Raw genomic sequence first — 26,001 nt, forward strand, 5'->3', positions numbered from 1 at the left:
GCGCAGGGCGGTCGCGGCTTCCGCCGCTCCTACGCTGCCGTGGCCGACGCCTGCCGCAGCGCTTCCGAATCCCAGCCCGGCCGCGGCGCGAACCGGTCGCCGTATTTGCCCTGCAGGGCCCGCAGCCGTTCCAGCACCGCGTCCACGCCGGTTTCGCGGATGTACTGGATCGGACCGCCGCGGAACGGGGCGAAGCCGGTACCGAAGATCACGCCGGCATCGAGAAGGTCGGCGTCCGCCACCACGCCATCGTGCAGCGCGGCCACCGCCTCGTTGAGCAGCGGCAGCACCAGCCGGTCCTCGAGGTCCTCGGGCACCTTGTAGTCCTTCGGCACATCGGGCTTCTTCGGCTTGCCCTCGACCCAGGCGTACAGGCCCTGGCCGTCCTTCTTGCCGCGCTTGCCGGCTTCCGGCGGCGTCGCCAGCGCGGGCGGGATCTGCAGTCCGAGGAAGGGCGCGAGCTCCTGCCCGACGCCCGACGCCACGTCCAGCCCCACGGTGTCGATCAGTTCGATCGGCCCCATCGGCATGCCGAACTTCACCGCCGCCCTGTCGATCACCGCGCCCGGGATGCCTTCCGAATACGCGGTCGCCGCTTCGAGCATGTACGGGAACAGCAGCCGGTTGACCAGGAAACCGGGCGTGCCGGCCACCGGCACCGGCAGCTTGCCGATGGCCTTGCAGAACGCGGCCAGGCGCTGCCCGGTTTCCGGCGCCATCGCGTCGTGGTGGACGATCTCCACCAGCGGCATCAGTGCCACCGGGTTGAAGTAGTGCAGGCCGGCGAACTGCGCCGGGCGCTGGATGTGCCCGCGCAGTTCGACCAGCGGGATCGACGAGGTGTTGGTGGTCAGCAGCGCGTCGGGCTTCAGCCGCGGCTCCACCGACGCGTACAGCTCGCGCTTGGCGCCGGCCTGCTCGATGATCGCCTCGATCACCAGGTCCGCGCCGGGGATGCCATCGCCGGCGAGGTCGGACTTCAGCCGCGCCGCCACTTCCGGCCGCTTCGCCTCGTCCTTGACCTTCTTCGCGAACAGCTCCTGCGCACGCACCTGGGCGCCGTCGATGAAGCGTTGCTCGCGGTCCTGCAGGGTGACCTCGAAGCCCTTGTACGCGGCCCACGCGGCGATGTCGCCGCCCATGACGCCGGCACCGACCACGTGCACCTGCTTAATGCCGGAGTCCTTGCCGCCGAGGCCCTTGAGCCGCTCCTGCAGGAAGAACACGCGGGTCAGGTTGCGCGCGGTCGAGGTGCCGGCCAGCTTGACGACCGACTTGCGTTCGGCCGCCAGCAGCGCCTGCGTGCCGCCGCCGCTGCGGCGCCAGGTTTCGACCAGCGCATACGGCGCCGGGTAGTGCGCCTTCGGCGCCTTGCGCGCGACCTGCTTGGTCATCTGCGGCGCCAGCAGCTGCCGCGCCGGCCAGGTGTTGGTGATCCATGCCAGGAAGCGCTGCTTGAACGGCCGCGTCGTGCCCTTCTGCACCAGCGCCACCGCGGCGTCGAGCAGCGTCGCCTCGTCGACGACCCTGTCCACCAGCCCGATCGCCTTTGCCGCCGACGCCGACAGCGTGCGGCCGGTCAGCATCATGTCGAAGGCCGCAGGCGCGCCGACCAGCCGCGGCAGGCGCACGCTGCCGCCCCAGCCCGGGTAGATGCCGAGCTTCACCTCGGGCAGGCCGATGCGCGTGGACGGATCGTTGGAGGCCACGCGGTAGTCGCAGGCCAGCGAGATCTCGGTGCCGCCGCCCATGCAGAAGCCGTGGATCGCCGACACCGTCGGGCAGCGCAGCTCGGCCAGGCGCTGGAACGCCTGCTGGCCGCGGCGGATCGAGTCGCCGATGGTGCCCTTGGCGTCGAACTCGGCGAATTCGCGGATGTCCGCGCCGGCGATGAAGCCCTTCGCCTTGCCCGAGCGCAGCACCAGGCCCGCGGGCGGGTCCATCGCCAGGCGCTCGAGCAGGGATTCCAGCTCGATCAATACGTCCTGGGCGAAGGTGTTGACCGACTCGCCGGCGCGGTCAAACGAGAGGACGACGATGCCGTCCTCGCGCTGCTCGGCTTGCCAGTGGCTGAAGCGCAGTCCGTCGAGCCCTGCAATCATGGGGAATGGTCCGTTACGGTGACTTGGAGGCCGTTATCATCCAGATGATGTTCGATCGGCGTCAAATCGGCGCTTGAAACGCCCCGATCGGGCGCCAGCCGCCCCCCATGGCTTGTGGCAGGCGCCAGGCGGCCCCAGATGCAGGAGGATGCCGCGGAACTTTCCTTCGCAAGCCCATGTCATATCGCCCAGCCGGACGGCCGGGCCCCAAGGGAGCACCGGCCCGATGGCCGAAGTCGTGGACACACAAGCTGGACAGCAGGAACTCGACCAGGAACTGGTCCGGCGCGTGCAGCGCGGAGACAGCGCCGCCTTCGACCTGCTGGTGCGCAAGTACCAGCACCGGATCGCGGCGCTGATCGGGCGCTACATCAGCGACTGGAGTGAATGCCAGGACGTGGCCCAGGACACCTTCATCCGCGCCTACCGCGCGATCGGCAACTTCCGCGGTGACGCCCAGTTCTATACCTGGTTGCACCGCATCGCAGTGAACACCGCCAAGAACCACCTCGTCGCGCAGAAGCGCCGTCCGCCCACCGACGACATCGACGTCGGCGATGCCGAGCAGTTCGACTCGGGCATCCGCCTGCGCGACACCGATACCCCCGACCGCGAGCTGGCCCGCCAGCAGATGGAGCAGGTGGTGATGCGCGCGGTCAACGCGCTGCCCGAGGAACTGCGCACCGCAATCACGCTGCGCGAGGTCGAGGGCCTGAGCTACGAGGAGATCGCCCAGCGCATGGATTGCCCGATCGGCACCGTGCGCTCGCGCATCTTCCGCGCCCGCGAGGCGATCGATACGGAACTCCTGCCGCTGATGGATGTCGAAGGCGGGCAGGAACGCGCAGCCCGATGAACCATTCCGACGACATGACCCAGACCGACACCCGAATCGACAAGCTCCACGACCACCACCGCCAGCAGCTCTCGGCGATGCTGGACGGCGAGTTGCTGCCCGACCAGGCGCGCTTCATGCTGCGCCGGCTCGAGCATGACGGCGAACTGGCCGCATGCTGGGAGCGCTGGCAGGTCTGCGGCGACATCCTGCGAGGCCGCCACGAGGCGCTGCTGCCGGCCGATTTCTCGCGCCGGGTCGCCGACGCCATCGCCGGGCAGGACCAGGCCGCCGCCGTGGCCACGGACGAGGCGTCCACAAGGCGTCCGCGCTGGGCCCGCTGGGGCGGTGGCGCGGCGCTTGCCGCATCGGTGGCGATGGCCGCGCTGTTCGTCGGCCGCCAGGCGCCCGAACTCGTCGAGCCAGAGCCCAACCAGGAACAGATGCAGGTGGTGGCCAGCACGTCCACGCCGGATGCCGCCGCGCGTACGCCTTCGCCGGCACCCGAATCCGCGCCCGCCGCACCGGTCGGCGCGCCCGACACGACCAGCACGCTGGCGGCCGCCGCTGTTGCCGTGGCCGAAGTGCCGCGCCGTGCGGCCGAGCGGCGTTCCTCGAATGCCCAGCAGCAGCGCGCCGCGGCGCGGAACCGCCGCACGGCCGAAGCCCCGGTGCGGGTGGCGGCGGCAAGCCGCGCCGCGCCGGCCGGCGCCGTGAATTCAGGGGCCGCGGCAAACGCGGTCGCATCGAACCCGGTGCTGGTCGCCGACACCGGCGTCGTGACGGCCGCCCCGGCGGCGACCGCCGCCGACCTGTTCCCCGTCGAACCGGCGCAATCGCGCCCGTGGCCGCGGGCGATCCTGCCCGGCTTCCCGGCGCAGGATGCGTTCACCGCCAGCTATGGCGGCGCGGCGCCGGAACAGCATCCGTTCCATCCGTTCGAGCCCCACGTCGAACTGGACCTGCCGGCCCGGGGCCCGCAGCCTGGTGCCAGCGGACCGCGCTGATCGCGCGTACCCCCGCCGGCACGAGGTGCGCGACCCGCGCCCGCGACGTGTTGCCGTCCATTCCATTGCCAGAGAAATGAAGGTGCTTCGCCGATGAAAGCTCCGCTGCAAGCTGCTGCCCTGATTGTCCTGACCGCCGCGGCCACCACCGCCGTGGTGCTGCCCGTGGCCACGGCCACCGCGCAGCAGTCCACCGTGTCCTCCGCGCCCACGCCTGTGGCCGGGCTGCCCGATTTCTCGCAGCTGGTCGAACAGGTCGGGCCGGGCGTGGTGAGCGTGTCGGCTGAAATCGGCGGCGGCGCCTCGCCGCGTTCGCGCGCGGCGCAGCAGCAGGACATCCCGGAGATCTTCCGCCGTTTCTTCGGCCCGGACGGCTTCCCGTTTCCGGACATGCCCGACCGCGGCGCCCGCCCGCGCGGCGAGTCGATGGGCAGCGGCTTCATCATTTCCTCCGACGGCTACGTGCTGACCAACCACCACGTCGTCGACGGCGCCAGCGAGGTCAAGGTCAAGCTGTCCGATGGCCGCGAATTCAAGGCCAAGGTCGTGGGCAGCGACGAGCAGTCCGACGTCGCCCTGCTCAAGATCGACGCCAAGGGCCTGCCGGCGCTGCGCATCGGCAACTCCGACGCGCTCAAGCCCGGACAGTGGGCGATCGCGATCGGTTCGCCGTTCGGCCTCGACCATTCGGTGACCGCCGGCATCATCAGCGCGGTCGGCCGCAACAACCGCTTCACCCAGCAGCAATACGTGCCCTTCATCCAGACCGACGTGGCGATCAATCAGGGCAACTCAGGCGGCCCGCTGCTCAACGCGCACGGCGAGGTGATCGGCATCAACTCGCAGATCTTCAGCAACTCCGGCGGCTACATGGGCGTGAGCTTCGCGATCCCGATCGACCTGGCGATGGGCGCGGTCAAGCAGCTCAAGGAAACCGGCAAGGTGCGTCGCGGCATGATCGGCGTGACCCTGCAGGAGATCGACGCCGAGACGGCCCGGGGCCTGGGCCTGCCCGATACCCACGGCGCCCTGGTCAACGACGTGACCCCGGGCAGCGCCGGCGAGAAGGCCGGCCTGCGCGTGGGCGACGTGATCCGCTCGATCGACGGCAACGACATCCGGCAGTGGAGCGAACTGCCGCCGATCGTCGGCAACAAGACCCCCGGTACCAAGGTGGAACTGGGCGTGCTGCGCGACGGCAAGACGAGGAGCATCCCCGTGACCCTCGGCGAACTCGATCCGGGCCTGCTGCCGGGTGCCTCGCGGCAGTCGGCGCCGGGCGGTGCCCGCGGGCCGGCGGACGCTTCGGCCAACCCGCTGGGCCTGGTCGGGCAGGAGCTGGACGCCGACGATCGCCGCCAGGCCGGCCTGGAATCGGGCGAGGGCGTGGGCATCGCCCGCATCGACGGCGCAGCCGCGCGCGAGGCGGGGCTCGCGCCCGGCGATATCGTGCTGCGGGTGGGCGGCACTACCGTCGGCAGCGTCCAGGCGCTCGATCGCGCGCTGGCCGGCGTGAAGCCGGGGCAGACGGTGATGCTGCTGGTCCGCCGCGGCAGCATGACCCGGTTCTTCGCGGTGACTCCGCGGGCGGACGGGAACTGAGCCCGCGGTGACCGCAGGAGCGGCCGTGGCCGCGATACCGGCCGGTGAAGATTCGCGGGCCGGGCATCGCAACCATGGCCGCTCCCACACGGCTTGTGCGGGGGGCGGACGTGCGGCGCCATGCGATAATGCCGCGTTTACCCCGCAAGGCCGCGCCGTCGGCCGCCACCGGCGCCCACACATGTCCGATCCGATGCGGAATATCCGCAACTTTTCCATCATTGCCCACGTCGACCACGGCAAGTCGACCCTGGCCGACCGCATCATCCAGATCTGCGGCGGCCTGACCGCGCGCGAGATGGAAGCGCAGGTGCTCGACAACAACCCGATCGAGCGCGAGCGCGGCATCACCATCAAGGCCCAGTCCGTGTCGCTGCCGTATACCGCGCGCGACGGCCAGACCTACCACCTGAACTTCATCGACACCCCCGGCCACGTCGACTTCAGCTACGAGGTCAGCCGCTCGCTGGCCGCCTGCGAGGGCGCGCTGCTGGTGGTCGATGCGGCGCAAGGCGTGGAGGCGCAGTCGGTGGCCAACTGCTACACCGCGGTGGAGCAGGGGCTGGAAGTGGTGCCGGTGCTCAACAAGATCGACCTGCCCACCGCCGACATCGACCGCGTCAAGGCCGAGATCGAGGCCGTGATCGGCATCGACGCCGCCGATGCGGTCGCGGTCAGCGCCAAGACCGGGCTCAACGTCGAGGACGTGCTGGAGGCGATCGTCACCCGCATCCCGCCGCCGCAGCCGCGCGACACCGACAGGCTGCAGGCGCTGATCATCGACTCGTGGTTCGACAACTACCTGGGCGTGGTCAGCCTGGTGCGCGTGATGCAGGGCGAGATCAAGCCCGGCGACAAGATCCTGGTGATGTCCACCGGGCGTACCCACCAGGTCGACAAGGTCGGCGTGTTCACGCCCAAGCGCAAGGACATGCCGGCGCTGCGGGCCGGTGAGGTGGGCTGGATCAACGCTTCGATCAAGGACGTGCACGGCGCGCCGGTCGGCGACACGCTGACGCTGGCCGGCGACCCGGCGCCGAAGCCGCTGCCGGGCTTCCAGGAGATGCAGCCGCGCGTGTTCGCCGGCCTGTTCCCGGTCGACGCCGAGGACTACCCGGACCTGCGCGAGGCGCTCGACAAGCTGCGCCTCAACGACGCCGCCCTGCGCTTCGAACCCGAAAGCTCCGAGGCGATGGGCTTCGGCTTCCGCTGCGGGTTCCTCGGCATGTTGCACATGGAGATCGTGCAGGAGCGCCTGGAGCGCGAGTACGACCTCAACCTGATCACCACCGCGCCGACGGTGATCTACGAAGTGCTCAAGACCGACGGCTCGATCCTGCCGCTGGACAACCCGGCCAAGCTGCCGCCGGTGAACCAGATCGAGGAAGTCCGCGAGCCGATCATCCGCGCCAACATCCTTACCCCGCCCGACTACGTCGGCAACGTGATCACCCTGTGCGAGGAGAAGCGCGGCAGCCAGGTCGGCATTACCTACATGGGCAGCCAGGTGCAGATCGCCTACGAGTTGCCGATGGCCGAGGTGGTGCTGGATTTCTTCGATCGCCTCAAGTCGGTGTCGCGCGGCTACGCCTCGCTCGATTACCACTTCCTGCGTTTCGACGCCGGTCCGTTCGTGCGCGTGGACACGCTGATCAACGGCGACAAGGTCGATGCGCTGTCGCTGATCGTGCACCGCAGCCATGCCGACCGCCGCGGCCGCGAGCTGACCGAAAAGATGAAGGAACTGATCCCGCGGCAGATGTTCGACGTCGCCATCCAGGCCGCCATCGGCTCGCAGGTCATCGCCCGCACCACGGTCAAGGCGATGCGCAAGAACGTGCTGGCCAAGTGCTATGGTGGCGACGTTTCGCGCAAGAAGAAGCTGCTGGAGAAACAGAAGGAAGGCAAGAAGCGGATGAAGCAGGTCGGTCGCGTGGAGATCCCGCAGGAAGCCTTCCTCGCCGTGTTGCAGCAGGACAAGTGAAGCGGGGATGGGTGATTCGAAATCCTGGAACGGGAAATGCCACCGCTCCGCGCCCATGATTCTTGCGTGAGCGTCGGTCCACCCGCATCCCGGTTCCAGCCAATCCCTGGTCCCTGGTCACCACAACCCCAATCCCTGTTCCAAAGGAACACCAATGCGCTGGTTTGAAATCGCCCTGGTCGTCCTGACCCTCCTCAGTGGCCTGATCTGGCTGCTCGACAAACTGGTTCTGGCAAGGCGCCGTGCCGCGCATGCCGGCCTGCTCGATGACGGCCGGGACCCGTGGTACGTCGACTACGCCAAGGCGTTCTTCCCGGTGCTGGCGGTGGTGCTGGTGCTGCGAAGCTTCGTGGCCGAGCCGTTCCGGATCCCGTCCAACTCGATGATGCCCACGCTGCTGACCGGCGACTTCATCCTGGTCAACAAGTTCGCCTACGGCCTGCGCCTGCCGATTACCAATACCAAGATCGTCCCGGTCGGCGAGCCGCAGCGCGGCGACGTGGTGGTGTTCAAGCCGCCGCGGCACCCCGAGCAGGACTGGATCAAGCGCGTGATCGGGCTGCCCGGAGACACCATCGAGTACAAGGACAACCAGGTCTTCGTGAACGGCAAGCCCTTCGGCTACGCCCGCATCGGCGACTACGTCGGCGTCGGCAGCGGCGCCGAGATGACCGGCGCCAGCCTGCTGGAAGAGGACATCCCGGGCCACCGGCACCAGGTCCTGGAGATCGACCGCCTGCCCTTCGTCGACCAGGGGGAGACGGGGCCAAAGACCGTCCATGCCGGGTACTATTTCGTCATGGGCGACAATCGTGATAGAAGCGACGACAGCCGGTTCTGGGGAGAACTGCCGGAGCAGAACATCCGCGGCAAGGCGTTCCTGGTCTGGCTCAACTGCGACAGCGTGACCAACCTGTGCAAGCATAATTTCGATACTTCGCGCATCGGCAACCGGATTCCTTGATCGCTGCAAGCCATCCACTGGGGGAAAACTGATGAAACGCACGCAACGCGGCATGACCCTGCTGAGCTTTGTGATCGTGCTGGCCGTGGTCGGCTTCTTCGCCTACGTGGGCATGAAGCTGTTCCCGATGTATTCGGAGTACTACTCGGTCAAGCAGGCGCTCAAGGGCCTGCAGGGCGAGATGGGCATCGCCAACCAGGACCCGGCCCGGATCAAGGACCTGTTCTTTCGCCGCCTGTATATCAGCTACTCGGACAACGTGAAGCCGGAGAACGTGAAGCTGCAGCGGCTCCAGAAGGGCAGTCCGGGCTGGGAGATGACGGTCAACTATGAAGTCCGCAAGTCGCTGGTCGGCAACCTCGACGTGGTCGGCAAGTTCCACGCCAGCGAGAACCTGACCAACGTGGGCGATGGCGGCTGACGTCGAACCGGTGCGCTTCGCCGGGCACGCGTTCGGCGACCAGGACCTGCTCGCGCAGGCGATGACCCATCGCAGCGCGGGTGTACCGCATAACGAGCGGCTGGAGTTCCTCGGCGACGCCGTGGTCGGCCTGATCGTGGCCGAGGCGCTGTACCGGCGCTGGCCGAAAGCCGACGAGGGCGCGCTGACCCGCGCCCGCGCCGAGCTGGTCCGGGAGTCCGCGCTGGCGGCCGTCGCGCGCACGCTGGACCTGGGGTCGAAGCTGATCCTCGGGCCCGGCGAGATGAAATCCGGCGGCCACCGCCGCGACTCGATCCTGTCGGACGCATTCGAGGCGCTGGTGGGGGCGATCTACCTCGACGCCGGTTTCGAGGCCTGCCGCGCGGTGGTCCTGCCGTGGTTCGAGGCCGCGATCAACGACACGCCTGCCGGCAAGGTGGGCAAGGACGCCAAGACGCGTCTGCAGGAGTGGCTGCAGGCACGGCAGAGTCCGCTGCCGGCCTACGAGCTGGTGTCCGAATCCGGCGACGACCACGCCAAGCTGTTCCGCGTCGCCTGCACCCTGGGCGAGCCGGCCATCGCGGCCGAAGGCGAGGGCGGTTCGCGCCGCGCCGCCGAACAGGCGGCCGCCGAGGCCGTGCTCGCGCAGCTGGAGGCTGCCTGACCCCTGGTGGCTGGTGGGAGTGGCTATCGCCGCGAGTCCTTGAAGACCGGGAATCGGTAACCGGAAACTGCATCTGCAGGCCGGAGGCCGGCCCTGCATGTCCCCCCACAAGACGCCCACCCGCAGCGCCTACAATGCGCGCATGAAACCCGCCCTCCACCGCGCCGGCCACGTGGCCGTCATCGGCCGCCCCAATGTCGGCAAGTCCACCCTGGTCAACGCGCTGGTCGGCGCCAAGGTCAGCATCGTCTCCAACCGCCCGCAGACCACGCGCCACCGGCTGCTGGGCATCGCGACCTTCCCGGAGGGGCAACTGGCGCTGGTCGACACGCCCGGCATCCACCGCGGCGAGGGCAAGCAGTCGGCCACCGCCATGCACCGGATGATGAACCGCGCCGCGCGCGGCGCGCTGGAGGGCGTGGACGCGGCCGTACTGGTAGTGGAGGCCGGGCGCTGGGACGAAGAGGACACGCTGGCGTTCGAGGCCCTGCGCGAAGCCGGCGTGCCGGTGGTGCTGGCGGTCAACCAGATCGACCGCATGCGCGACAAGGCGGCCCTGCTGCCTTACCTGCAACAGGCGACCGAAGAACGCGACTTCGCCGCCGTGTACCCGGTGTCGGCGCTCAAGCGCAACGGGCTGGAGGCGCTGGTCGCCGGGTTGCTGGAACTGCTGCCCGAGCAGCCGTCGCTGTACGGCGAGGACGAGATCACCGACAAGAGCCAGCGTTTCCTGGCCGCGGAGCTGCTGCGCGAGCAGCTCATGCGCCAGCTCGGCGCAGAGCTCCCGTATGCGACGACGGTGGAAATCGAATCGTTCACCGTCGACGGCACGATGCTGCGCATCGGCGCGGTGATCTGGGTCGAGCGCGACGGCCAGAAGGCGATCGTCATCGGCAAGGGTGGCACCCGTCTGCGCGAAATCGGCACCAAGGCGCGGCAATCGATGGAGCGCCTGTTCGACAGCAAGGTCTTCCTGCAGACTTGGGTGCGCGTGCGCGCCGGCTGGTCGGACGACGAGGCGGCGCTGAAGACACTTGGCTACGAGTAAGCGGCCGCCTGTGGGAGCGGCCATGGCCGCGGTGCTTTTCCGGCCGCCTCCCATCGCGGCCATGGCCGCTCCCACGGGCATGGGGGGTGCACCCGGTGCGCTACGACGCTGAACCCGCCTACGTCCTCCACGCCCGCCCCTGGCGCGAGACCAGCCTGCTGCTGGAACTGTTGACCGAACACCACGGCCGTGTCGGCGTGGTCGCGCGCGGGGTGCAGGGACCGAAGCGGCACGTGCTGCGCGCCGCGCTGCAGCCGCTGCAGCACATCCGCTTCGACGGCGTGCAGCGTGGCGAACTGGCGCAGCTGCGCGCGGCCGAGGCGATCGACGCCGCTCCGCGACTGTCCGGCGACGCCGGGCTGGCGGGCTTCTACGTCAGCGAACTGGCCCTGCGGCTGGCGCCGCGCGAAGACCCGCACGCCGGGCTGTACGACCTGTACGGCCAGGTGCGCGAACGCCTGCGCGAAGGTGCGCCGCTGGCGTGGACGCTGCGCCGCTTCGAGCGCGACCTGCTCGATGCGATCGGCTTCGGCCTGGACCTGTCGCAGGAAGACGGCGGCGCGCCGGTCGACCCGGCGGCGCGTTACCGCGTGGATCCCGAGCATGGCCCGCGCCGCGTGCTCAGCGAGCGCATCGACGCCGCCCACCGCGGCCAGACCGCCACCGGCCGAGCGCTGCTGGCGCTGGCGGGCGACCGGATGCCCGACAGCGACGACCTGCAGGGCCTGCGCCGCGTGATGCGCAACCTGCTGGCCCACCATCTGGGCGGGCGCGGGCTGAAGTCCTGGGAGCTGATGGGCGAGCTGGGCCGCATCGCGGGCCCGGCGCGGCCTCAGTCGGCGGCGCCCACGGGTACCGACGACAGCGTGTCCTGAGTCGCCTGCTCGAAGCGCTCCAGCGCCTGTGCCGAATCCGGGGAATCCTGCAGCTCAGCCACCGCCGCGGTCAGGCGCGCGGCGCCGACGAAACTGCAGCTCGCGCGCAGCCGGTGCAGCGCCGCGCGCACGGCGCCAACGTCGCCCGCCTGCGCGGCCTTGCGCACGACCCCGCAGGCAGCCGGCAGCTCGGCGACGAACAGTTTGCGCAGCGCGTCGACATGCGCCTGTTCGCCGTTGAGCGCGGCCAGCGCGGCAGCATCGTCCCACGCGTCCGCCGACGTTTCCGGAAGAACGGCCGGCGCCGCGTCGCGCACCTGCCGGGACAGCGCGGCGCGCACCGCGGCCTGCAGCGCGTCGACCGGCATCGGCTTGACCAGTACGTCGCGGAACCCGGCCGCGCGCAGGTCGGCGAGGGCGTCATGGTCGCGGGTCGCGGTGTGCGCCAGTGCGGCCGCGCGCAGGCCGCGCGCGCGCAGGGTCGCCAGCAGGCCCGCGCCGTCGCCGTCGGGCAGGTTGGCATCGATCAGCCACAGGTCGTGGCGGTCGGCGTCGCCAGCAAGAGCCAGTGCCGTCGCGCAGCTGTCGGCCACGTCGACCTCGGCGGGCACGCCGCGCGCCGCGGTGGCGAGAAATGCGCAGGTGGTGGGATCGTCCTCGACCAGCAGGATTCTTGCCGTCATCCGGTCCTCCATTGACTTGGCTGTGTCATGCCTCGCGCCGCATGCTTTCGTGCTGCGGGCACCGCGCCGCGCATCAGCGGCCGCTCACGCGTGCCCGGTATGCTGCTTCCATGCCCCGGGCGATCCTACACCTGCTGCCATTGCTGCTGCTCGCCTGCAGCCTGCAGGTGCAGGCGCGGACGGTGACGGCGAAGATCGCGCGCGTCACCACCGCGGTCGCCACGCTGGAAGGCGTGGAGGTGCGCCTGGACTGGCCGGCGGATGCGGACAGCGGCGAACTGTTGCTGCGCGCCGCGCGCGTGGACGCGCCGGACGTGGGCTACCGGTTCCGCGCGCTGGCGTGGCGCTGCCCGCTGATGCGCGACGGGCAGGGCGGCTGGCGCTGTGACGGCGAACTGCGCGCGCACGGCGGCAAACCGCTGCGGCTGTCGCTCGCGCTGGCCAGCGGCAGCACCGATGCCACGCTGTCGCAGGGCGCGGCCAGCGTCGCGCTGCACCGCAATGCCGCCACCCCCGACGACACCGCCATCGACTTGGCGCAGGTGCCGGTGGCCTGGGTGCAGGCCCTGTCGTCGCAGGCCTGGAGCGACGGCCGGCTGACCGCAGGCACCGTCGACGGCGCGATCGCAGTGCGCACGCCGGCGCAGCGCCCGATGCAGGTCGAAGGCGACTTCAAACTTGCCGGCATCGCGCTGGAGACCCCGGACGGCGCCATCGCGGGCGAACAGCTGGGCGGCCGCTTCCACGTCGACTACCGCAAGCCCGGCAACGCTGCGATGCTGTCGCTCGATGGCGCGCTGCGCGGCGGCCAGTTCCTGTACGACACCACCTACGTCGTGCTGCCCGGGCACGACGTGCCGGTCGGCCTGGACGCCATGCAGCGCGGCGGCCAGGGCTGGGCGCTGTCGTCGATCCGCTGGGATGACGGCGACGCGCTGGCGGCGCGCGGCACGGCGTCGTTCGGCCCGGATGCGACGCTGCGCGACCTCGACATCGAACTGCACAGCCGCGACATGCCGTCGCTCGCCGCCCGCTACCTGTCCGGCTGGCTGGGCATCGCCGGATTGTCGGAACTCGACGCCAGCGGCGCGCTCGATGCCCGGGTGCGGATGGCCGATGGCGCACTGGCGTCGGTCGACGCGCGCGTGCACGACGTCACCCTGGAGGCAGCGGGCAAGGGCCTGTCGTTCACCGGCCTGGACGGCGACCTGCGCGTGTCCGATGGCGACGCGCCGGTCGACAGCACGCTGCGCTGGCGCTCCGGATCGCTGCAGGGCATCGCGTTCGGCCCCGCCACCTTGCCCTGGCGAAGCGCCGGCGGCGTGCTGCGCAGCCGCGCGCCGGTGGTCGTGCCGGTGCTGGGCGGGCAGCTGCGTTTCGACGGCCTGGTCATCCAGCCGCCCGCGGGGGGCGAAGGCCTGCAGGTCGGTTTCGGTCTCGCGCTGCAGGGCCTGGAGCTGGGCGAACTGTCACAGGCGCTGGGCGGACCCGCGTTCGGCGGCACGCTGGACGGCAACATTCCCGCGGCGCGCTACGCCGGGGACCGTCTCGATTTCGACGGCGGACTGTCGATGCAGGTCTTCGACGGCAGCATCGACGTCACTGCGCTGTCGATGGAGCGCCCGTTCGGCGTCGCGCCCACGCTGTCGGCGGACTTCGCGCTGCGCGACCTGGACCTGCTCGCGATCACGGAGGTATTCGACGTCGGCAGCATCAGCGGCCGCCTGGACGGACGCATCGACGACCTGCGCCTGGTCGACTGGACGCCGGTCGCCTTCGACGCGGAACTGCACACGGTGCGCCGCCACGGCGTGCGCCAGCGCATCAGCCAGCGCGCCGTGCAGGACATCTCCAGCGTCGGCGACGCTTCGTTCGTCGGCAGCCTGCAGGGTCGGTTGATCGGGCTGTTCGACGACTTCGGCTACGCCCGCATCGGCATATCCTGCCGGCTGGCCAACCAGGTCTGCGCGATGGACGGCCTGCATTCATCGGGTGATGGATTTACTATCGTCGAAGGTTCCGGGATCCCGAGGCTGGACGTGGTGGGATTCAACCGCAACGTCGACTGGCCGACCCTGGTCGAACGCATTACCGCAGTAGGCAGTGGCGACGTCACACCCGTGTTCGAATGAAGCAGGGCTGGAGGCCGGAAGACAAACGCTTGTATGCCGTTGCCCCCCACCCAGTCCCCATGACCCCCAACCCCTAGCCCCCACAGGAGAGACCCATGCGCCGCTGGATGGGAATGCCGATCGCCGCCGCACTGGCCCTGACCGCCTGCGTCACCATCAACGTCTACTTCCCCGCCGCCGAGGCGCGCGAGGCGGCCAAGGAATTCGTCGACAAGGTGATCGGCGAAGACGCGCAGCCGTCGACGCCCGTCCCCGCGTCCGACGAGCCGGCCGGCGATGGCGGCGGCATGGCGCTGCACTTCGACCCGCTGCTGCTGCTCGGCATCGGGACCGCCCAGGCACAGGGCACGCCGGACATCACCATCAAGACGCCGGCGATCCAGGCGATCCAGTCGCGCATGGCCAGCCGCTTCGACAGCAGCCTGCGCAAGCACTTCGACGCCGGGGCGCTGGGCTTCACCGGCAACGGCGAGGTCGCGGTGCGCGACGCGTCGAAGATCGCGCTGTCCGACCGCGTTGCCGTCAATAAGGCGGTGGCGGACCAGAACCGCGACGCACGCGCGGTGTATCGCGAGATCGCGGTGGCCAACAAGCATCCCGAGTGGGAATCGCAAATCCGCGAGGTATTCGCGAAGCAGTGGATCTCCAGCGCCCGGTCCGGCTGGTGGTACCAGTCCGGCGGAAGCTGGAAGCAGAAGTAGTACGGCGCCGCCGCGCCCGGACCGCCGGGCGCGGTGCATCTGCGACAATGCGCGGCCCTGTACGCGCAGCCTTCGCCACGTGGCCCGACTCGACCAGACCCCGTTCCCCGCCGACATCCTCGACCTGAGCCACGACGGCCGTGGCGTCGCCCGCCTGGACAGCGGCAAGACCGTGTTCATCGGCGGCGCGCTGCCCGGCGAGCGGGTCATGGCCAAGCGCACCGCGCGCTCGCGCAGCTTCGACGAAGCGGTGACGCTGGAGGTGCTGCAGGCCTCGCCCGACCGCGTCGAGCCGCGCTGCATCCACTTCGGCACCTGCGGTGGCTGCGCGCTGCAGCACCTGGAGGAGTCGAAGCAGATCCTCGCCAAGCAGCGCGTGCTGCAGGAGAACCTCGAACGCATCGGCCACGTTGCGCCCGATGCCGTGCTGCCGCCGCTGACCGACGCCGCCTGGGGCTATCGCCGCAAGGGACGGTTCTCGGTGCGGCGAGTGGAGAAGAAGGGCAAGACCCTGGTCGGTTTCCGCGAGCGCGATCCGCGCTTCGTCGCCGACCTGTCCGAGTGCCATACCGTGATTCCCCGGGTCGGTGCGCTGATCACGCCGCTGTCGGCGCTGGTCGACGGTCTCGACGCGCGCCGCGACGTCCCGCAGATCGAGTTCATCGCCGGCGACGTCACGGATGACCACGACGGCCTGGCGCTGGTGTTCCGCCACCTGCAGCCGCTGTCCGACGGCGACCGTGCCGCGCTGCTGGCGTTCGCACAGGCGCAGCGCCTGGCGCTGTTCCTGCAACCGGGCGGTGTGGATTCGGTGCACCCGCTGTGGCCGGCCGACCCGCAGCTGTCATTCCGGCTGCCGGACTGGGACATCGAGCTGAAGTTCCGCCCGCTGGACTTCATCCAGGTCAACGCCGGGCTCAATCGCAAGATGATCGCGCGCACGCTGGAGCTGCTGGACGTGCAGCCGGGCGAGCGCGTGCTCGACCTGTTCTGCGGACTGGGCAACTTCACTCTGCCGCTGGCGCGCGTCGCGGACGCGGTGGTGGGCGTGGAAGGCGATTCGGGCCTGGTGGTGCGCGCGCGGGAGAACGCCGGCCACAATGGGCTGGCGAATGCGCAGTTCCACGCCGCCGACCTGGCGCAGGACCTGTCCGGCCATGCCTGGATGCGCGCCGGCCCCTCGGCTGCGCCCGGGGCAGGCTTCGACCGCCTGCTGCTCGACCCGCCGCGCTCGGGCGCCGACGTCGTGCTCAGGCAGCTGCCGCTCAAGGGCCTGAAGCGGATCGTCTACGTCAGCTGCCACCCCGCCTCGCTGGCGCGCGACGCCGGCTACCTGGTCAACGAGCGAGGCTGGAAGCTGCGCGCGGCGGGGGTGATGGACATGTTCCCGCACACCGCGCACGTGGAGTCGATCGCGATGTTCGAGCCGTAACCCCGGTTGTGCACGCCGCGGCTTCCGGCGCACCCGGGCATCCTCCTCGACTGTCACCCCGGGCGCAGCGAGGGACCTGCTTCATGCTCCGCGCCGGAAAGCAGATCCCTCGCTGCGCTCGGGATGACAGTGAAAAAGCCCGGCGCGCCTTTCGTGTTCTCCATTCCCCATTCCCCATTCCTCATCTCCCATGCCCATCGAAATTGAACGCAAGTTCCTCGTCACCGACGACCGCTGGCGCGCCGCCGCGCACAAGGTCGTGCCGATGGCGCAGGGCTACATCAACGACCAGGCAGCGATGGACAGCGGCGCGCAGCGGGCCTCGGTCCGCGTGCGCATCGCCGGCGACGAGGCCTTCCTGAACATCAAGTCGCGCGCGGTCGGGCATACGCGGCAGGAATTCGATTACCCGGTCCCGCTGGCCGACGCCCGCGCACTGCTGGCGCTTTGCGTGGGCGGCACGATCGACAAGCAGCGCCACTACGTGGAGCACGCCGGGCGCCTGTGGGAGGTCGACGAGTTCCTGGGCGACAACGCGGGACTTGTCGTGGCGGAGATCGAGCTTGGCCGCGCCGACGAGGCCTTCGAGCGGCCGGACTGGATCGGCGCGGAAGTCACCGACGACGTCCGCTACTACAACCTGGCGCTCGCCTCGCACCCGTTCTCGTGCTGGTAAGTCGGGTGGAGCGGGTCGCCCGGCCCTTGCGGGCGTTCACGGTGGGGCCGGAACTGCCCTACATCCGCCATCCCGAGTGCGCGACAATGGCGGCCGTGAACACCCGAGGCCCATGCCCATGCTCGTGATCGGCGTCGCCGGCACCGAACTCAACGCCCAGGAGCGCGACTGGCTGCAGCACGATGCCTGCGCCGGCGTGATCCTGTTCAAGCGCAACTTCGCCTCGAAGGCCCAGGTCGCCGAACTGTCCGCCGCGATCCGCGCGGCCGCGCCGCGGCCGCAGCTGGTCTGCGTCGACCAGGAAGGCGGGCGCGTGCAGCGCTTCCGCGAGGGCTACAGCGCGCTGCCGCCGCTGGAGGAATTCGGCCGCCAGTACGCGGAAGACCCCGCCGCCGCGCTCGAGCGTGCGAAGGAACACGCCTGGGTGATGGCCAGCGAAGTCCGCGCCAGCGGCGTCGACCTGAGCTTCGCGCCGGTGGTCGACTTGGGCCGCGGCAACCTCGCGATCGGCGACCGCGCGTTCTCCGACGAGCCCCGGGTGGTCGCCGAGTTCGCACGTGCCTACATCCACGGCATGCACGCGGCCGGAATGGCGGCGACGATCAAGCACTTCCCCGGCCATGGCACGGTACGCGAGGACACCCACTTCGACAGCGCCGTCGACAACCGCACGCTGGACGAAATGCGTGCGACCGACCTGGTCCCGTTCGCCGCCGGTATCGAGGCCGGCGCGGACGCGGTGATGCTCGCGCATATCGCCTATCCGCAGGTCGCGCCGGAACCGGCCGGCTATTCGCGGCGCTGGATCGAGGACATCCTGCGCCGCGAGATGGGCTTCCGCGGCGTGGTGTTCTCCGACGACATCGGCATGGCCGCGGCGTTCTCCGCCGGCGGGGTGAAGGCGCGCGTCGATGCGCACCTGGACGCCGGTTGCGACGTGGTCCTGGTCTGCCATCCGGAACTGGTCGAGGAATCGCTGGCCGCGATCGAAGGCCGCAAGCTCAACACGATGGCGCTCACGGGCCTGATCGGGCGCGGCGCGATGGGGTGGGACGGGCTGCTGGCCGACGTGCGCTACGCGCAGTCGCGTTTCGGAGACGTGGCATGAACCCGCCGCGCCTGGCCGACGTGCTCGGCAACGCTGACCTGATCCACGACCGCGCGACGCTGGAAGCCGCGATCGGGACGATGGCCGACGCGGTCCGTGCCGATTATGCCGGCGACGCGCGCCCGCCGCTGTTCGTCACGATCATGCATGGTGGCATGCCGTTCGCCGCGCAGCTGGCGTTCGCGCTCGGCGAGCGCGGGCTGGACGTCGAGTTCGACTACCTGCACGCGACCCGCTACCGCGGCAACACGTCCGGTTCGGGCCTGGCCTGGCTGCACCGCCCGGCCACGCCGATGGCCGGACGTCGCGTGCTGCTGGTCGACGACATCCTCGACGAGGGGCACACACTCCAGGCCGTGACCCGCTGGTGCGAGGACCAGGGCGCCGCCGACGTGCGCGTGGCGGTGCTGGCGACGAAGCTGCACGACCGCTGCGTCGACGGCGTCTGCGCCGACTACGTGGGCGTGGAGGTACCGGACCGCTACGTGTTCGGTTACGGCATGGACTTCCACGAACAGGGCCGCAACCTGCCGGCGATTTACGCGCTGGCGGACTAAGCGGGTCCTTCGCGGCGCATCGGCGCCGTTTCGCCAACTCCCGAAGGAGGCGCGACATGGAGCGATTTACCGGCGGCTGCCTGTGCGGGCGCGTGCGGATCGAGGCATCCGGCCGTCCGTACCGCGTCGGCCTTTGCCATTGCCTCGATTGCCGCAAGCACCACGGCGCGCTGTTCCATGCGTCGGCGATATTCCCCGCGGATGCCGTGGTCGTCGAGGGCGAGACACGCGATTACGCGGGACGGTTCTTCTGCCCCCGCTGCGGCTCTTCCGTCTTCGGGCGCAGCGGCGACGAAGTCGAGGTGAACCTGGGCGCCCTGGATGTCCCCGGCCAGCTGGCGCCGACCTATGAACTGTGGACCGTGCGCCGTGAATCCTGGCTGCCGCCATTCCCCGGCGTGAAGCGATTCGAACGTGACCGCGACGCCACCAGCCGGTCCGAGGCGTAGGTGCGGCACGACTGCGCGCGCGGGAAACGCGCCCATGAAAAAGGCCGCGGTCTCCCGCGGCCTTCTTCGTCTGCGGCAGGGGCGGCTTACGCCAGGCCGGCCTGCTTCATCACTTCGGCGGCGTAGTCCTCGACCACCTTCTCGATGCCCTCGCCGACGGCCAGGCGCTGGAAGCCGACCACGTCGGCGCCGGCGGCCTTGAGCACGGCCTCGACCTTCTTGTCGGTGTCGAGCACGTAGTCCTGGCCGTACAGCGTGACCTCGTTGACGATCTTGGCGATCTTGCCGCCGATGATCTTCTCCAGGATCTCCGCCGGCTTGGCCCTGTCCTTGTCGGACATCTTGGCCATCTCGATCTCCTTCTCCTTGGCGATGAAGTCGGCCGGGACGTCGGAGGCCTTCACGTGCGGGGGGTTCATCGCGGCGATGTGCATCGCCAGGCCGCGGGCCAGGTCGGCATCGCCGCCCTTGACCTCGACCAGTACGCCGATGCGGCCGCCGTGCACGTAGGCGGCAACGTTGTTGTCGCTGTCGATGCGGGCCATGCGGCGCACCTGCACGTTCTCGCCGACCTTGGCGATCAGCTCGGCGCGGGCCTCTTCCACGGTCTTGCCGTCGATGCTGGCCGACTTCAGTGCGTCGATGTCGGCGGCGCCGAGCGCGGCGTTGGCGACGGCTTCGGTGAAGGCGACGAAGTTGGCGTCCTTGGCGACGAAGTCGGTTTCGGAGTTGATCTCGACCAGGGCCGCCTTGCCGGCCTCCTGGGCCATCGCGACGCGGCCTTCGGCAGCGACGCGGCCGGCCTTCTTGTCGGCCTTGGCCAGGCCGGACTTGCGCAGCGCCTCGGCGGCGGCGTCGACGTCGCCGTTGCTCTCGGTGAGCGCCTTCTTGCATTCCATCATGCCGGCGCCGGTGCGCTCGCGCAGTTCCTTGACCAGGGATGCGGTGATTTCAGCCATGGGTAAAACCTCGTGATTCGTGGGCGTTGGAGCGGCCTGGGCCGCGGGCTTCATGCCACTGGAATGGGGCGGGGCGATGGCCCGGCAATGGCGCGCGCAAGGGTCTGCGGCGGCCTCCGTTCCCGCGGTGGAAAGCAGTGGACGCAGCCGCGCGGCATGGCGCGGCTGCGTGGTGGCCGCTTACTCGGCGGCCGGGGTCGCGTCGGCTTCGGCCTTGGCTTCGGTCGCGACTTCGGCGTCGGCGGCAGGCGCCGCGTCGGTCGCGGGGGCGGCTTCGGCGGCAGCGGCCTTCTTCACCGGGGCTCCTTCGGCCTTGCCCGGGGCAGGCTTCTTGGCCGGGGCGCGGCGGGCGGACTTGTCGGCGTCGCCGTCAGTGAAGTCCTCTTCGCGCACGGTGGCGGCGCTCGGCGCGGCGGCCTTGCCTTCCAGCACGGCGTCGGCGGCGGCGGCGGCATACAGCTGCACCGCGCGGATGGCGTCGTCGTTGCCGGGGATGGCGTAGTCGACCAGGGCCGGGTCGTAGTTGGTGTCGACCACCGCGATCACCGGGATGCCCAGCTTGCGGGCTTCCTTGACGGCGATGTCCTCGTGGCCGATGTCGATCACGAACAGGGCGTCGGGCAGGCGGTTCATGTCCTTGATGCCGCCCAGCGAGGCTTCCAGCTTGTCGCGCTCGCGGCGCAGGCCCAGCACTTCGTGCTTGACCAGCTTTTCGAAGGTGCCATCGGTCTCGGCGGATTCCAGCTCCTTCAGGCGCGCCACCGACTTCTTCACCGTGGCGAAGTTGGTCAGGGTGCCGCCCAGCCAGCGCTGGGTCATGAACGGCATGCCGCAGCGCTCGGCTTCTTCCTTGATCGCGTCGCGGGCGCTGCGCTTGGTGCCGACGAACAGGACGATGCCGCGCTTCTGGGCGATGCCGGAGATGAAGTTCATCGCATCGCCGAACAGCGGCATGGTCTTTTCGAGGTTGATGATGTGGATCTTGCCGCGCGCGCCGAAGATGTACGGCGACATCTTGGGGTTCCAGTAGCGGGTCTGGTGGCCGAAGTGGACGCCGGCTTCCAGCATCTGGCGCATGGTGATCTGGGGCATTGCGGTGACTCCTGATGGGGAACCCGGCCGCCGGAAAGGGTGGGGCGGCTCGCCACGGCTGCCTGCATGGGCCGCCTGGGCGAAAGGTTCCGGGGTTGGGCCTCCCCGCTGCCTCCGTGGCCGACCCCGGCTTCCGTGGATCAATCCCATGGAAAGCAGGGCACCCCGGCACGGGTGGTTGCAGCGGGTGTGTATTCGCCGGTGACGCCCGGCGTGGGCGGTCCCGGGCCAGTTGCGGCCGGGGAACCGCGGAATTGTAGCTGTTCCGCCCGGTCCGCGTAAACCGGGCGGTCCAGCCGTGCCCGGGGCCGGACCGGGATGGCCCGTTCCGGCGCCGGAGGGCAGCCGGGCGCCGCAATCGGCGATAATCGCCGCATGAGCATCCACCTGAAGACCCCCGACGAGATCGAGAAGATGCGCGAGGCCGGCCGGCTGGCCGCCGAGGTGCTGGAGATCGTGACCCCGCACGTGAAGCCCGGCGTGAGCACCGAGGCGCTGGACCGCATCTGCCACGAGCACATCGTCAACGTGCAGCAGGCCACGCCGGCGAACGTCGGCTACCGCGGCTATCCCAAGGCGACCTGCATCTCGGTCAACAACGTCATCTGCCACGGCATCCCGAACGAGGCCAAGGTCCTGAAGGACGGCGACATCGTGAACATCGACGTCACCGTGATCAAGGACGGCTGGCACGGCGATACCAGCCGCATGTATTACGCCGGCACGCCGTCGGTGATGGCGCGGCGGCTGGTGGAGGCGACGTTCGAGGCGATGTGGCGCGGCATCCGCGCGGTGAAGCCGGGCGCGACCCTGGGCGACATCGGCCATGCGATCCAGGAGTACGCCGAAGGCGAGCGCTTCTCGGTCGTGCGCGAGTACTGCGGCCACGGCATCGGCAAGGTCTACCACGACGAACCGCAGGTGCTGCACTACGGCCGCCCCGGCGAGGGCATGGTGCTGCGGCCGGGCATGACTTTCACCATCGAGCCGATGATCAACGAGGGCAAGCGCCACGCGAGGGTGCTGCCGGACGGCTGGACCGTGGTCACCAAGGACCGCAAGCTGTCGGCGCAGTGGGAGCACATGGTCGCCGTGACCGAGACCGGCGTGGACGTGCTCACGCTCGGGGCGGGCGACACCGCCGGGCAATGACGTGAACGACGCCGCAGCCCCCGACGCGGCGATCCCCGTGGGCGCGGACGAAGAGGCGGCCTGGCTGCAGGCCGCGCGCGATGCGCTGTCGCGCGCGGACGCCGCGCTGGCCGAACGCTTCGACCGCGGCGAGGCCGTCGAGCGTCTGGTCGCCGACCGTACCCGCGCCATCGACGGCCTGATCCGCGATGCCTGGTCGCGCTGCATTCCCGCCGGCGCGCAGCTGGCGCTGTTCGCCGTCGGCGGCTACGGCCGCGGCGAGCTGTTCCCGCATTCGGACATCGACCTGCTGGTGCTGGCCGCCGAACCGGAGCAGCACGCCCGGCGCGAGGCGCTGGGCTGTTTCTTCGCGCTGCTGTGGGACATCGGGCTGCAGGCCAGCCACGCGGTGCGCTCGCCGGAGCAGTGCACGCAGGCGGCAGCGGACCCGACCGTGCTCACCGCGCTGATCGAATCCAGGCCGCTGGTGGCCGACATCGCCGACCGCAGCGCGCTGGCCGCGGCGATCGCGCCGGGCAGGGTCTGGCCCGCGCGCGACTACTTCTTGGCCAAGGCCGACGAGCAGCTGCAGCGCCACGAGCGCTTCGGCGACACCTCCGACAACCTCGAGCCCAATCTCAAGGACGGTCCCGGCGGCCTGCGTGACCTGCACACGCTGGGATGGATGGCGCTGCGCAGTTTCGGCGTGCGCGAGTTCGATGCGCTGGTCGGGCTGGGCCACGTCGGCGCCGACGAGGCCGCGGCGCTGGAGCGCGAGCAGCGCGCGCTGGGCCGGCTGCGCTTCGGCCTGCACCTGGTGGCCGGACGCCACGAGGAGCGCCTGCGCTTCGAATACCAGAAGCCGCTGGCGGCGCGCCTGGGCTACGCCGACGACGACCGCAACCTCGGCGTCGAGCAGATGATGCAGGGCTTCTACCGCGCCGCGGCGATCGTGCGCCGGGTCAACGACCGCCTGCTGCAGCGATTCGAGGAGCACTTCGACGGCACCGCCGTGCCCGAGCCGCTGGACGCGCGCTTCGAGCTGCGCCGCGGTTACCTGGCCGCGCGCGATCCGGGCTGGCCGCACGGCGATCCGATGGAAGTGTTCGAGCTGTTCGCCACTTGGGCCGCGCTGGGCGAGGCGCGCGGCCTGCACTCGCAGACCGCGCGCGCGCTGGCCGAAGCGCTGGACCTGGTGCCCGGTTACGCCGCCGCCACGCCCGCGCTGCGCGAGCGCTTCATGGCGCTGCTGCGCGGCGTGCGCCCGGTGCGCACGCTCGAACGCATGGCGCGGCTGGGCGTGCTGGGGCGCTGGATTCCCGCGTTCGCGCAGGTGTCCGGACGCATGCAGTTCGACCTGTTCCACGTCTATACCGTCGACCAGCACACGCTGGCGGTGCTGCGCAACATCGCCTCGTTCGGCAATCCCGCGCCCGAGGACGACCGCTTCGCCACCGCGCGCGAGGTCTGGCCGACGCTGCGCAAGCCCGAACTGCTGCTGCTGGCCGGCCTGTTCCACGATATCGCCAAGGGCCGCGGCGGCGACCACTCGGAAGTCGGCGCCGAGGACGCGCAGGTGTTCTGCGCCGCGCACGCGCTGCCGGCGACCGACATCGCGCTGGTCGTGTGGTTGGTGCGCAACCACCTGCTGATGTCGATCACCGCGCAGAAGCAGGACATCTCCGATCCGGTCGTGATCCACCGCTTCGCCACCCGCGTCGCCGACCGCGAGCGCCTGGACCACCTCTACCTGCTGACCTGCGCCGACATCGCCGGCACCTCGCCCAAGCTGTGGAATGCGTGGAAGGACCGCCTGCTGGCCGACCTGCGCACCTCCACGCGACTGGCCCTGCGGCAGGGGCTGGAGCACCCGGTGGCCGCGATCGAGCACATCGCCGAGACGCGCGCGGCGGTGCGCAACCTGCTGTCGGCGCGCGATATCGACGACGACGAGGCCAGCACGCTGTTCCTGCGCTTCCCCGAATACAGCTTCCTGCGCGCGCGGCCCGACCAGGTCGCGTGGCAGGCGCTGGCGTTGCGCGGCCGCAGGCCGGGCGACGTGGTCGTCGCGGTGCGTTCGCTGGATGCCGGCGACCGCGCGCTGGAGGTGTTCGTGCATTCGCCCGACCGCGACGGCCTGTTCGCCGCGATCGTGATCAGCCTCGACCGCCTGGGGCTGGAGATCCAGCAGGCGCGCGCGCTCGACGGTCCCGGCGGGACGATCTTCGACAGCTTCCAGGTGCTGCCGGGCGAGGGCAGCCGGCAACTGCCGGTGGAAGTGATCGAGCGCCGGCTGGCCGAGGCGCTGTCGGGCCCGCTGGAGAAGATCCGCCCGGCGCGGCGCACCCAGCCGCGCCACCTGCGGCACTTCCGCATCGTGCCGCGGATCCAGTTCGACGACGGCGCGGAGGGCGGCCAGACCGTGCTCAGCCTGGTCTGCACCGACCGCCCCGGCCTGCTGGCCGACATCGCGCACGTGCTGCGCTCGCGCCACCTGCGCGTCCACGATGCGCGCATCGCCACCTTCGGCGAGCGCGCCGAGGACGTGTTCCGCATCAGTGAACCCGACAACACCGCGTTGAACCCGGACAGCCGCGAAGCGCTGCGCGAAGCGCTGCTGTCCCGCATCGATGGAGAAGCAGACCGATGAGTCCCCCCAGGGCCGCCGCGAAGAAGAAGCCCGCAAAGAAGACCGCAACGAAGAAGACCGCGCCCGCCCGGCCGGCGCAGGACGAGCTTGAGTTCATGGTCAACAGCGCCTGGGAGCGCCGGAGCACGCTCACGCCGGAAGAGCTGGACGGTTCGACGCGTCCTGTGGTCGAGCGCGTGATCGAACGCATGGAGCGCGGCGAGCTGCGCGTGGCCGAGCCCGACGGCAACGGCGGCTGGACCGTCAACGAGTGGCTGAAGAAGGCCGTGCTGCTGTACTTCCGGGTGCAGGACATGGAGCTGGTGGAAAGCTATCCGTCGCCGTTCTGGGACAAGATCCCGCTGCGCTTCGAGGATTTCGACGAGGCCGCGTTCCGCAAGCTCGGCGTGCGCGTGGTGCCGGGCGTGGTGGCGCGCCGCGGCGCCCACATCGGCAAGGACGTGGTGCTGATGCCGTCGTTCGTCAACATCGGCGCGCACATCGGCGCCGGCACCATGGTCGATACCTGGGCCACGGTCGGGTCCTGCGCGCAGGTCGGCAGGCATTGCCACATCTCCGGCGGTGCCGGCATCGGCGGCGTGCTGGAGCCGCTGCAGGCAAGCCCGACGATCATCGAGGACCACTGCTTCATCGGCGCGCGCTCGGAGGTGGTCGAGGGCGTGGTGGTCGGCCACCACAGCGTGATCGGCATGGGCGTGTTCCTCGGCCAGTCCACGCGCATCTACAACCGCGCCACCGGCGAGGTCAGCTACGGCGTGGTGCCGCCGGGCAGCGTGGTGGTGTCCGGCCAGCTGCCGGCGAAGGACGGCTCGCATTCGCTGTACTGCGCCGTCATCGTCAAGCAGGTCGACGCGAAGACCCGGGCCAAGACCTCGATCAACGACCTGCTGCGCGGTTTGGCCGACTGATCGGGCCGGACATGACTTCCG

General features: G+C 70.2%; 23 protein-coding genes. 19 read left to right on the plus strand and 4 right to left on the minus strand.

The features are described from left to right. Positions 1-29: 29 nt before the first annotated feature. Complete coding sequence (locus ABD679_RS07535) at positions 30-2,102, minus strand: 3-hydroxyacyl-CoA dehydrogenase NAD-binding domain-containing protein (RefSeq protein ID WP_344759342.1); 2,073 nt, start codon at positions 2,100-2,102, stop codon at positions 30-32. Positions 2,103-2,328: 226 nt separating this feature from the next. On the opposite strand from ABD679_RS07535, the gene rpoE reads away from it, so the two are divergent. The 9 genes from rpoE (at position 2,329) to recO (ending at position 11,502) form a co-directional block, all read left to right on the plus strand. Then, on the plus strand, positions 2,329-2,958 hold the full coding sequence (gene rpoE, locus ABD679_RS07540) for an RNA polymerase sigma factor RpoE (RefSeq protein ID WP_344759343.1): 630 nt from the start codon (positions 2,329-2,331) through the stop codon (positions 2,956-2,958). Further along, positions 2,955-3,944, plus strand: a complete 990-nt coding sequence (locus tag ABD679_RS07545) for a sigma-E factor negative regulatory protein (RefSeq protein ID WP_344759344.1) — start codon at positions 2,955-2,957, stop codon at positions 3,942-3,944. The genes rpoE and ABD679_RS07545 overlap by 4 nt, the downstream gene beginning before the upstream one ends. Before the next feature lie 93 nt (positions 3,945-4,037). Beyond that, positions 4,038-5,546 (plus strand): DegQ family serine endoprotease, encoded by a 1,509-nt coding sequence (locus ABD679_RS07550; RefSeq protein ID WP_344759345.1) that lies wholly within the window; start codon positions 4,038-4,040, stop codon positions 5,544-5,546. Between the two features lie 193 nt (positions 5,547-5,739). Next, the gene (gene lepA, locus ABD679_RS07555) at positions 5,740-7,530 is read left to right on the plus strand and encodes a translation elongation factor 4 (protein WP_344759556.1); all 1,791 of its coding nucleotides are present in this window, start codon (positions 5,740-5,742) and stop codon (positions 7,528-7,530) included. A 154-nt stretch (positions 7,531-7,684) separates the two neighbouring features. Then, the gene (gene lepB, locus ABD679_RS07560; protein WP_344759346.1) at positions 7,685-8,494 is read left to right on the plus strand and encodes a signal peptidase I; all 810 of its coding nucleotides are present in this window, start codon (positions 7,685-7,687) and stop codon (positions 8,492-8,494) included. A 31-nt stretch (positions 8,495-8,525) separates the two neighbouring features. Next, positions 8,526-8,915: a DUF4845 domain-containing protein gene (locus tag ABD679_RS07565; RefSeq protein ID WP_344759347.1), complete on the plus strand. Its 390-nt coding sequence runs from the start codon at positions 8,526-8,528 to the stop codon at positions 8,913-8,915. Then, positions 8,905-9,579 carry a ribonuclease III gene (rnc, locus tag ABD679_RS07570; RefSeq protein WP_344759348.1) on the plus strand — a complete coding sequence of 225 codons (675 nt, stop codon included), beginning with the start codon at positions 8,905-8,907 and terminating at the stop codon, positions 9,577-9,579. Before ABD679_RS07565 ends, rnc begins: the two co-directional genes overlap by 11 nt. 142 nt (positions 9,580-9,721) lie before the next feature. After that, positions 9,722-10,627: a GTPase Era gene (gene era / locus ABD679_RS07575; RefSeq protein ID WP_344759349.1), complete on the plus strand. Its 906-nt coding sequence runs from the start codon at positions 9,722-9,724 to the stop codon at positions 10,625-10,627. 95 nt (positions 10,628-10,722) lie between these two features. Beyond that, a complete protein-coding gene (recO, locus tag ABD679_RS07580) occupies positions 10,723-11,502 on the plus strand; it encodes a DNA repair protein RecO (RefSeq protein ID WP_344759350.1) in 780 nt (259 codons plus the stop codon). On the opposite strand, the gene ABD679_RS07585 is transcribed toward recO, so the two are convergent. Further along, the gene (locus tag ABD679_RS07585; protein ID WP_344759351.1) at positions 11,460-12,185 is read right to left on the minus strand and encodes a response regulator; all 726 of its coding nucleotides are present in this window, start codon (positions 12,183-12,185) and stop codon (positions 11,460-11,462) included. The genes recO and ABD679_RS07585 overlap by 43 nt on opposite strands. Positions 12,186-12,295: 110 nt before the next feature. Here ABD679_RS07585 and ABD679_RS07590 point away from each other — a divergent pair, with 110 nt between their 5' ends. The 7 genes from ABD679_RS07590 to ABD679_RS07620 all read left to right on the plus strand — a co-directional run bounded on the left by ABD679_RS07590 (position 12,296) and on the right by ABD679_RS07620 (position 19,240). Beyond that, positions 12,296-14,317 (plus strand): translocation/assembly module TamB domain-containing protein, encoded by a 2,022-nt coding sequence (locus tag ABD679_RS07590; RefSeq protein ID WP_344759352.1) that lies wholly within the window; start codon positions 12,296-12,298, stop codon positions 14,315-14,317. Between the two features lie 95 nt (positions 14,318-14,412). After that, positions 14,413-15,018, plus strand: coding sequence for a DUF1318 domain-containing protein (locus ABD679_RS07595; RefSeq protein WP_344759353.1), 606 nt, complete (start codon positions 14,413-14,415; stop codon positions 15,016-15,018). A gap of 79 nt (positions 15,019-15,097) precedes the next feature. Then, positions 15,098-16,450 (plus strand): 23S rRNA (uracil(1939)-C(5))-methyltransferase RlmD, encoded by a 1,353-nt coding sequence (rlmD, locus tag ABD679_RS07600; protein WP_344759354.1) that lies wholly within the window; start codon positions 15,098-15,100, stop codon positions 16,448-16,450. A gap of 190 nt (positions 16,451-16,640) precedes the next feature. Continuing rightward, on the plus strand, positions 16,641-17,126 hold the full coding sequence (locus ABD679_RS07605; protein WP_344759355.1) for a CYTH domain-containing protein: 486 nt from the start codon (positions 16,641-16,643) through the stop codon (positions 17,124-17,126). A 118-nt stretch (positions 17,127-17,244) separates the two neighbouring features. Then, positions 17,245-18,234 (plus strand): beta-N-acetylhexosaminidase, encoded by a 990-nt coding sequence (nagZ, locus tag ABD679_RS07610; protein ID WP_344759557.1) that lies wholly within the window; start codon positions 17,245-17,247, stop codon positions 18,232-18,234. Continuing rightward, positions 18,231-18,791, plus strand: a complete 561-nt coding sequence (locus tag ABD679_RS07615; RefSeq protein ID WP_344759356.1) for a hypoxanthine-guanine phosphoribosyltransferase — start codon at positions 18,231-18,233, stop codon at positions 18,789-18,791. Before nagZ ends, ABD679_RS07615 begins: the two co-directional genes overlap by 4 nt. Before the next feature lie 56 nt (positions 18,792-18,847). Further along, a complete protein-coding gene (locus tag ABD679_RS07620) occupies positions 18,848-19,240 on the plus strand; it encodes a GFA family protein (protein ID WP_344759357.1) in 393 nt (130 codons plus the stop codon). Positions 19,241-19,326: 86 nt separating this feature from the next. Here ABD679_RS07620 and tsf read toward each other — a convergent pair whose 3' ends face one another. Continuing rightward, positions 19,327-20,199 carry a translation elongation factor Ts gene (gene tsf, locus ABD679_RS07625; RefSeq protein ID WP_344759358.1) on the minus strand — a complete coding sequence of 291 codons (873 nt, stop codon included), beginning with the start codon at positions 20,197-20,199 and terminating at the stop codon, positions 19,327-19,329. Positions 20,200-20,379: 180 nt separating this feature from the next. After that, positions 20,380-21,291 carry a 30S ribosomal protein S2 gene (rpsB, locus tag ABD679_RS07630; RefSeq protein WP_344759359.1) on the minus strand — a complete coding sequence of 304 codons (912 nt, stop codon included), beginning with the start codon at positions 21,289-21,291 and terminating at the stop codon, positions 20,380-20,382. Positions 21,292-21,666: 375 nt separating this feature from the next. On the opposite strand from rpsB, the gene map reads away from it, so the two are divergent. From map to dapD, 3 genes are read left to right on the plus strand one after another with little or no spacing between them, the layout of a single operon-like run. Continuing rightward, entirely contained in the window at positions 21,667-22,443 is a 777-nt protein-coding gene (map, locus tag ABD679_RS07635; protein ID WP_344759360.1) for a type I methionyl aminopeptidase, read from the plus strand. Between the two features lies 1 nt (position 22,444). Beyond that, positions 22,445-25,072 (plus strand): [protein-PII] uridylyltransferase, encoded by a 2,628-nt coding sequence (gene glnD, locus ABD679_RS07640; protein WP_425561863.1) that lies wholly within the window; start codon positions 22,445-22,447, stop codon positions 25,070-25,072. Further along, the gene (gene dapD, locus ABD679_RS07645) at positions 25,069-25,980 is read left to right on the plus strand and encodes a 2,3,4,5-tetrahydropyridine-2,6-dicarboxylate N-succinyltransferase (protein WP_344759361.1); all 912 of its coding nucleotides are present in this window, start codon (positions 25,069-25,071) and stop codon (positions 25,978-25,980) included. The genes glnD and dapD overlap by 4 nt, the downstream gene beginning before the upstream one ends. Positions 25,981-26,001 lie beyond the last annotated feature (21 nt).

The sequence above is a fragment of the Luteimonas lutimaris genome, from assembly GCF_039537065.1.
GTDB lineage: Bacteria > Pseudomonadota > Gammaproteobacteria > Xanthomonadales > Xanthomonadaceae > Luteimonas > Luteimonas lutimaris.

Coding starts and splice junctions, on each gene's coding strand:
- era (WP_344759349.1), top strand. CDS start 9,722: ATGAAACCCGCCCTCCACCGCGCCGGCCACGTGGCCGTCATCGGCCGC.
- ABD679_RS07585 (WP_344759351.1), bottom strand. CDS start 12,185: ATGACGGCAAGAATCCTGCTGGTCGAGGACGATCCCACCACCTGCGCA.
- ABD679_RS07595 (WP_344759353.1), top strand. CDS start 14,413: ATGCGCCGCTGGATGGGAATGCCGATCGCCGCCGCACTGGCCCTGACC.
- ABD679_RS07605 (WP_344759355.1), top strand. CDS start 16,641: ATGCCCATCGAAATTGAACGCAAGTTCCTCGTCACCGACGACCGCTGG.
- lepB (WP_344759346.1), top strand. CDS start 7,685: ATGCGCTGGTTTGAAATCGCCCTGGTCGTCCTGACCCTCCTCAGTGGC.
- ABD679_RS07535 (WP_344759342.1), bottom strand. CDS start 2,102: ATGATTGCAGGGCTCGACGGACTGCGCTTCAGCCACTGGCAAGCCGAG.
- nagZ (WP_344759557.1), top strand. CDS start 17,245: ATGCTCGTGATCGGCGTCGCCGGCACCGAACTCAACGCCCAGGAGCGC.
- map (WP_344759360.1), top strand. CDS start 21,667: ATGAGCATCCACCTGAAGACCCCCGACGAGATCGAGAAGATGCGCGAG.
- ABD679_RS07590 (WP_344759352.1), top strand. CDS start 12,296: ATGCCCCGGGCGATCCTACACCTGCTGCCATTGCTGCTGCTCGCCTGC.
- rpoE (WP_344759343.1), top strand. CDS start 2,329: ATGGCCGAAGTCGTGGACACACAAGCTGGACAGCAGGAACTCGACCAG.
- tsf (WP_344759358.1), bottom strand. CDS start 20,199: ATGGCTGAAATCACCGCATCCCTGGTCAAGGAACTGCGCGAGCGCACC.
- lepA (WP_344759556.1), top strand. CDS start 5,740: ATGCGGAATATCCGCAACTTTTCCATCATTGCCCACGTCGACCACGGC.
- ABD679_RS07620 (WP_344759357.1), top strand. CDS start 18,848: ATGGAGCGATTTACCGGCGGCTGCCTGTGCGGGCGCGTGCGGATCGAG.
- ABD679_RS07565 (WP_344759347.1), top strand. CDS start 8,526: ATGAAACGCACGCAACGCGGCATGACCCTGCTGAGCTTTGTGATCGTG.
- ABD679_RS07615 (WP_344759356.1), top strand. CDS start 18,231: ATGAACCCGCCGCGCCTGGCCGACGTGCTCGGCAACGCTGACCTGATC.
- ABD679_RS07545 (WP_344759344.1), top strand. CDS start 2,955: ATGAACCATTCCGACGACATGACCCAGACCGACACCCGAATCGACAAG.
- rpsB (WP_344759359.1), bottom strand. CDS start 21,291: ATGCCCCAGATCACCATGCGCCAGATGCTGGAAGCCGGCGTCCACTTC.
- ABD679_RS07550 (WP_344759345.1), top strand. CDS start 4,038: ATGAAAGCTCCGCTGCAAGCTGCTGCCCTGATTGTCCTGACCGCCGCG.
- rnc (WP_344759348.1), top strand. CDS start 8,905: ATGGCGGCTGACGTCGAACCGGTGCGCTTCGCCGGGCACGCGTTCGGC.
- dapD (WP_344759361.1), top strand. CDS start 25,069: ATGAGTCCCCCCAGGGCCGCCGCGAAGAAGAAGCCCGCAAAGAAGACC.